This is a genomic window from Porticoccus sp., from assembly GCF_041592135.1.
GTDB lineage: Bacteria > Pseudomonadota > Gammaproteobacteria > Pseudomonadales > Porticoccaceae > Porticoccus.
This window is the reverse complement of the sequence record NZ_JBFHQR010000138.1, coordinates 1-5,977: the sequence shown is the minus strand read 5'-3', so window position 1 is coordinate 5,977 and position 5,977 is coordinate 1. Positions and strand designations below refer to the sequence as shown.

The following is a 5,977-nucleotide window of genomic DNA, read 5'->3' as shown; positions in this document are numbered from 1 at the left end:
TGGCCGACCTGGCGCTGGGTGGCGGCGTGATTCTGCCCGCCCCCGAGGACACGATCTATATCTTTGACGAGGGCCATCGCATCGCCGCCACGGCCCTCAATCACTTTGCCGGCACCTGTCGCGTGCGCACCACCAGCGGTTGGCTGGGGCGCATGAAAAAACAGGTAGAGGGTTGGGGGCCGCTGTTGAAAGATGCCCCGGAGCTGCGGTCGCGGCTGGACAAGCTCGGTGTCGCGGCAGGGGAGGCCGACAAATTGCTCGGTTTGAGTTTTCCCGTGCTGGAGAAATATTTCGACCAGCTGCCCGACGGTGAGGAGGGCCCCCGCTGGTGTTTTACCGGCGGTGATCCCGGCGAGGATATCCGCGAACTGGCCGGTCACCTGGTGCAGGGGTTGGGGGTGCTGACTACAACCATCGAGGTGCTGTCCGACCGCCTGGGGGATGCCATGGATGAAGCCCATTTCCCGGTGCCCCGGGTCGACCTGGAGCAGCTGTTTCAACAGGTGGGTATCTGGCAGGGACGGGTGGAGGGCGCCCTGCACCTCTGGCAGTGCTATGCCCGGGAGGATGATCCCGCTGCCGGTCCACCCTACGCCCGCTGGTTGTCCCTCGAGCAGGAGGGCGGCAGCCCGGATATCCGGGTTTCGGCGTCGCCCACCAATGCGGGGGGTATCTTTCAGGACAGCCTGTGGCAGCGCTGTTACGCCGCGATCATTACCTCCGCCACCTTGCGCACCCTCGGCAAGTTTGACAATTTCAGCAAGCGCTGTGGGCTGCCGGCGGGCGCGGTGTACACGGCGGTGGCCGGTGCCTTTGACTATGGCAATGCCGGGGTGCTTGCGGTGCCGGATATCGGCGCCGATGGCGCCGACAGCCGCGCGCACACCGAGGCGCTGATCAGCTCACTGCCGGAGCTCGTCAACTGGTCGGAGGGCACGCTGGTGCTGTTTGCGTCGCGGCGCCAGATGGAACTGGTCCATGAACGGCTGCCGGAGGCATGCCGGGAGACGATACTGCTACAGGGGCAGTGGTCCAACCAGGAAATTGTGCGCCGCCACCGGGATGCCATCGACGGTGGTGAGGGCAGTGTGATTTTTGGCCTGGCCAGCTTCGCTGAGGGAATGGACTTTCCCGGAGACTATTGTCGCCATGTGGTGATTGCCAAGTTGCCCTTTGCGGTGCCGGACGATCCGGTCTATCAGACCCTGTCTGACTGGCTCGAACAGCAGGGTGGCAATCCCTTTATGGAACTGATGTTGCCGGATGCCTCCCTGCGTTTGCACCAGGCCTGCGGACGGTTGATTCGCACGGAACAGGACACCGGCCGCATCAGCATACTCGACCGGCGGATTGTCAGTAAACGCTACGGTCAGCAGATGCTCGATGACCTGCCGCCCTTTCGGCGCGAAACCCACTAAGCTGATGCTGCGTCCACGGCTGGAGGAGCTTGCGTGACGGCTGGAGGAACTCGCGTGACAGAACGACACCGCCAATTGGCGCCGCAGCTCGGTGTTCTCGAAAAACAGTTGCGGGACCTGGCGCTGTGGTCCGAGCGGGTGCCGGATGCGGCGGCATTGGCCAGCAGCCAGCCGTTTGCGCTGGATACCCTGACCCTGGTGGAGTGGTTGCAGTTTATCTTCCTGCCGCGCATGCGGCAGCTGGTGGACACCGCGGCACCGCTGCCTGGCACCTGCGGGATCGCGCCCATGGCAGAGGAATATTTTCGCGGGCTGGGCGTCGGGTCCGATGCACTTCTCGCGGTGCTGGCGGCCATTGACGAGATACTCTCATCGCCACCGGAAGCGCACTGACATCAACTCCACCTGACAGAGGGCGGCCCCATGACAGAATGCACCTTTGATTACCGCGGTTGTAACGTGTTTGTCGCCGGCGGTACCAGCGGCATCAATCTGGGCATTGCCCGCGGTTTCGCCAGGGCCGGTGCCAGTGTCGCGGTGTTGAGTCGCTCCCGGGAAAAGGTCGACAGCGCCGTGGCTGATCTGCAACAACAGGGTGGCAGGGTACTGGGCTACACCGCCGATGTGCGCGATGGGGAGCGTTTACAGGAGGTCTTTGCGGCGGCCCATCGGGAGCTGGGCAGCTTCGATGTACTGGTGTCCGGTGCGGCGGGTAACTTTCCCACCGCCGCCAATAGCATGTCCAGCAATGCCTTCAAGGCAGTGATGGATATTGACCTGTTGGGGACGTTTAACGTGCTGCGCTACAGCTATGCCTACCTGCGCAAACCCGGCGCCTGTGTCATCAATATTTCTGCGCCCCAGGCGTTTGTCCCCATGGAAATGCAAGCCCATGTCTGTGCCGCCAAGGCCGGTGTCGATATGTTGACCAGAACGACTGCACTGGAGTGGGGGCCGGTGGGGATTCGGGTCAATTCGCTGGTGCCGGGGCCCATCGCGGGCACCGAGGGCATGAAACGGCTGGCGCCGCCGGGGCCGGCCGGTGCGGCCATGATCGCGGATTCTGTGCCATTGAAACGCCAGGGCACCACCGAGGATCTGGCCCAGGCGGCGTTGTTTATCGCCTCCCGGGCGGCCGGTTATATCAACGGCGTCATTCTACCGGTAGATGGTGGCTGGAGCCTTGGCGGTGCGGGAGAAATTGGTCGCAGTCTGGCGGCACTGGCCGGGCAGGGAGTGCGGTAATCAGGACACGGCGTTCTGTATGCTGCTCATCTCGTTGAGGCGCTGCTCAATCGTCCGCTGAATGCCGGCGGCGTCCAGCCCCACCGCAGACAGCTGCTGCTGGTGACTGCCGTGGTCGACGAACAGGTCCGGCAGTCCGAGGTGGAGGATAGGCATCACGATTCCGCTGCAAGCCAGGTGCTCGCTCACCGCTGCCCCAGCGCCACCTTGCACCGTGTTTTCCTCAAGGGTCACCAATAGTTCGTGCTGGGCCGCCAGGCGATCGATCAACGCGGTGTCCAGGGGTTTCACAAAGCGCATGTCCGCCACGGTCGCACCGAGCTGTTCCGCGGCCTGTAGCGCGGCGGGCAACAGCGTACCGAAGTTGAAGATCACGACGCGGTTCCCCGAACGCCTGACCACGCCCTTGCCGATGGGCAGGGCCGTCATCGGTTTTGCTATCGCCGTCCCGGGCCCGGTGCCGCGGGGATAGCGCACGGCCGCGGGGCCCTGATGAATAAAGCCGGTATAGAGCAACTGGCGGGTTTCGTTCTCATCGGAGGGGGACATCACCAGCATGTTGGGAATGCAGCGCAGATAGGTGAGGTCAAAACTGCCGGCGTGGGTGGGGCCGTCTTCGCCCACCAGTCCGGCGCGGTCGATGCCGAACAGCACATCGAGATTCTGCAGTGCCACGTCGTGGATCAGTTGGTCGTAGGCCCGCTGCAGGAAGGTGGAATAAATGGCCACCACCGGCTTCATGCCCTCACAGGCCAGTCCCGCCGCCAGGGTCACCGCGTGTTGCTCGGCGATGGCGACATCGTGAAAGCGGTCGGCAAAGCGCTGGGCAAAGTCCACCATTCCGGAACCTTCACACATGGCCGGGGTGATGCCCACCAGGCGGGCATCTTTTTCTGCCATATCACAGAGCCAGTCGCCAAACACCTGCTGATATTTGACTTTGGGGGGCGCCACTGCGGCGGGCGATCTGGCCACCGCCACCTGGGGTTTGTTTTTTGGCTCGATTTTGTTGAGGGCGTGGTAGCCCACCGGATCCGCCTCGGCGGGACCAAAGCCCTTGCCCTTGCGGGTAATGGTGTGCAACAGAATGGGGCCGTTGAGGCACTTCAGGTTGCGCAGTGTCTGCACCAGCAACGGCAGGTTGTGGCCATCGATGGGACCAATGTAGTTGAACCCCAGCTCCTCGAAGACGATGCCCGGTGCCACCATGGCTTTCAGGTGCTCCTCGGTCTTGCGCACAAAGGTGGCGGCAGAGGGCACGGAGCGCAGCACTTTCTTGCCACCCTCGCGGATGGAATTGTAAAACCGGCTGGACCATATTTTAGAAAAGTAGGTGGCCAGCCCGCCGACATTGTGGGAGATCGACATGTTGTTGTCGTTCAGCACCACCAGCAGGTTGGCATTGGTGTGCGCGGCGTGATTGAGTGCCTCGAAGGCCATGCCCGCGGTCATGGCGCCATCGCCGATCACCGCCACGACTTCGCGCTCCTCGCCGCCCATGGCCGCGCCGAGTGCCATGCCGAGGGCCGCGCTGATGGAGGTGCTGGAGTGGCCGACGCCAAAGGTGTCATATTCGCTCTCATCCCGTTTGGGAAAGGCGGACAAACCGTCCGCCTGGCGTATGCGCGGCATCTGGTCCCGGCGACCGGTGAGGATTTTATGGGGGTAGGCCTGGTGGCCCACATCCCAGACCAGCCGGTCGTGGGGTGTATTGAAAACATGGTGCAGGGCGATGGTCAGCTCGACCGTTCCCAGCCCGGCGCCAAAATGACCGCCGCTTTTGCCGACACTGTAGAGCAGGTAGGCGCGCAGCTCATCCGCCAGCACCGGCAATTGATCGTCGTCCAGTTCACGCAGGTGAAACGGGTGATCAATACTGTCCAGCAGCGGGGTTTCCGGGCGGGTCAGCGGTATGTCCTGAAAGGTTTTTGGCATGCGGAATCGGTTTGGCGCAAAGGGGGCAATCTTACACCAAAATGGCCTGTTGGGCCTCTGCCGGGGTGAAATACACCGCTGCTGTCAGTATCCCCGGCTGATGATGTAGTGGGCAACGGCGCGCAGCTGGTCGGCGCACTCATCAAACCCGTGCAATGCCTCCAGGGCGGCCTGGTGCAGTTCCTGTGCCTTGTCCTTGGCGCCGTCCAGTCCCAGCAGGGCTACATAGGTGGGCTTGTTGAGCGCCAGATCAGCGCCCTGTTGTTTGCCGATGACGTCGGTGGCGCCGGTGACATCAAGAATGTCGTCCTGCACCTGGAAGGCCAGCCCGATGGCGCTGCCGTAGTCTGTCAGCGCCGCCAGCTGCGCTGCTGTGGCGCCGGCGGACAGGGCGCCCATGAGAATGCTGGCGTTGATCATGGCACCGGTCTTGTGCCGGTGCACCTGCTCCAGCTGCTCGAGAGTCAGTATCTTATCGACGGCGGCGATATCCAGTGCCTGGCCGAGCACCATGCCCTCGGTTCCCGCCGCCCTGCACAGTATGTTCAACAGCTGTAGGGTGGTTTGGGGGGCATCCTGTTCCGCCAGCAGTTGCTCGAAGGCCAGGGTTTGCAGGGCGTCACCGGCGAGAATGGCGGTGGCTTCATCGAAGGCGATGTGACAGGTGGGCTTGCCGCGGCGCAGATCGTCGTTGTCCATGGCGGGCAGGTCGTCGTGGATCAGCGAATAGGCGTGGATCATCTCCACCGCTGCGGCTGCACAATCGGTCAACCGGCTGATATCGCCAACGGCCTGGGCGGCGGCGTAGGCCAGCACCGGCCGGATGCGCTTGCCGCCATTGAAGACGCTGTAGCGAATGGCATCCTGCAACTGTGTTCCCGATGTCGTGGCGGGGGGAAGCGCCTGGTCCAGGCGCCGGTCGACGCGTTGTCTGGCAGCGAGCACAAAGTCATCGAAGGGCAACGCGCGCATCAGTCGTTCTCGGCATCAAATTCGCTGGGTCCCGCAGCGTCTCGGGTGAGCAGGTCTACCTTCAGTTCGGCATCCTTCAGTGCCTGTTGGCACTCGCGGGTGATTTTAATGCCCTCTTCGAAGGCCTTGAGGGACTCTTCCAGGGTCAGCGCGCCTTTTTCCATCTCGTTGACCAGCAGTTCCAGCTGGTTGAGCTTTTGTTCAAAGTCCACGGTTTTTTTGCGTGTCGCCACGTTCGTTACTCCAGCAATCAAGCCGCAACACTAACCGAGCACTGTGGTGCGGTCAATTTAGATAGGTATTGCCGTGTAATCTTTTTCCTACAAGAAAAACAGCAAATGTCCAATGTTCACAGGGCCAACAACAGACCATAGTTAATGGGCAAGGATGCTACGACACAGGGATGT

The 5,977-nt window shown here is 62.4% G+C and carries 6 protein-coding genes; 3 read left to right on the top strand and 3 right to left on the bottom strand.

The window, feature by feature from the left end:
• The 3 genes from ABY948_RS10680 to ABY948_RS10670 all read left to right on the top strand — a co-directional run.
• Positions 1-1,418, top strand: a 1,418-nt coding sequence (locus ABY948_RS10680) for a helicase C-terminal domain-containing protein (protein ID WP_461482524.1), incomplete at its 5' end; no start/stop codon positions are given.
• Between the two features lie 54 nt (positions 1,419-1,472).
• On the top strand, positions 1,473-1,811 hold the full coding sequence (locus tag ABY948_RS10675; protein WP_461482523.1) for a YqcC family protein: 339 nt from the start codon (positions 1,473-1,475) through the stop codon (positions 1,809-1,811).
• A 30-nt stretch (positions 1,812-1,841) separates the two neighbouring features.
• Positions 1,842-2,663: an SDR family oxidoreductase gene (locus ABY948_RS10670; protein WP_461482522.1), complete on the top strand. Its 822-nt coding sequence runs from the start codon at positions 1,842-1,844 to the stop codon at positions 2,661-2,663.
• On the opposite strand, the gene dxs is transcribed toward ABY948_RS10670, so the two are convergent.
• The 3 genes from dxs to ABY948_RS10655 all read right to left on the bottom strand — a co-directional run bounded on the left by dxs (position 2,664) and on the right by ABY948_RS10655 (position 5,803).
• Positions 2,664-4,598, bottom strand: a complete 1,935-nt coding sequence (gene dxs / locus ABY948_RS10665) for a 1-deoxy-D-xylulose-5-phosphate synthase (protein ID WP_461482521.1) — start codon at positions 4,596-4,598, stop codon at positions 2,664-2,666.
• A gap of 84 nt (positions 4,599-4,682) precedes the next feature.
• Positions 4,683-5,570, bottom strand: a complete 888-nt coding sequence (locus ABY948_RS10660) for a polyprenyl synthetase family protein (RefSeq protein WP_461482520.1) — start codon at positions 5,568-5,570, stop codon at positions 4,683-4,685.
• Positions 5,570-5,803, bottom strand: coding sequence for an exodeoxyribonuclease VII small subunit (locus ABY948_RS10655; protein ID WP_461482519.1), 234 nt, complete (start codon positions 5,801-5,803; stop codon positions 5,570-5,572). The genes ABY948_RS10660 and ABY948_RS10655 overlap by 1 nt, the downstream gene beginning before the upstream one ends.
• Between the last annotated feature and the right edge of the window lie 174 nt (positions 5,804-5,977).

Coding starts and splice junctions, on each gene's coding strand:
- ABY948_RS10670 (WP_461482522.1), top strand. CDS start 1,842: ATGACAGAATGCACCTTTGATTACCGCGGTTGTAACGTGTTTGTCGCC.
- ABY948_RS10660 (WP_461482520.1), bottom strand. CDS start 5,570: ATGCGCGCGTTGCCCTTCGATGACTTTGTGCTCGCTGCCAGACAACGC.
- dxs (WP_461482521.1), bottom strand. CDS start 4,598: ATGCCAAAAACCTTTCAGGACATACCGCTGACCCGCCCGGAAACCCCG.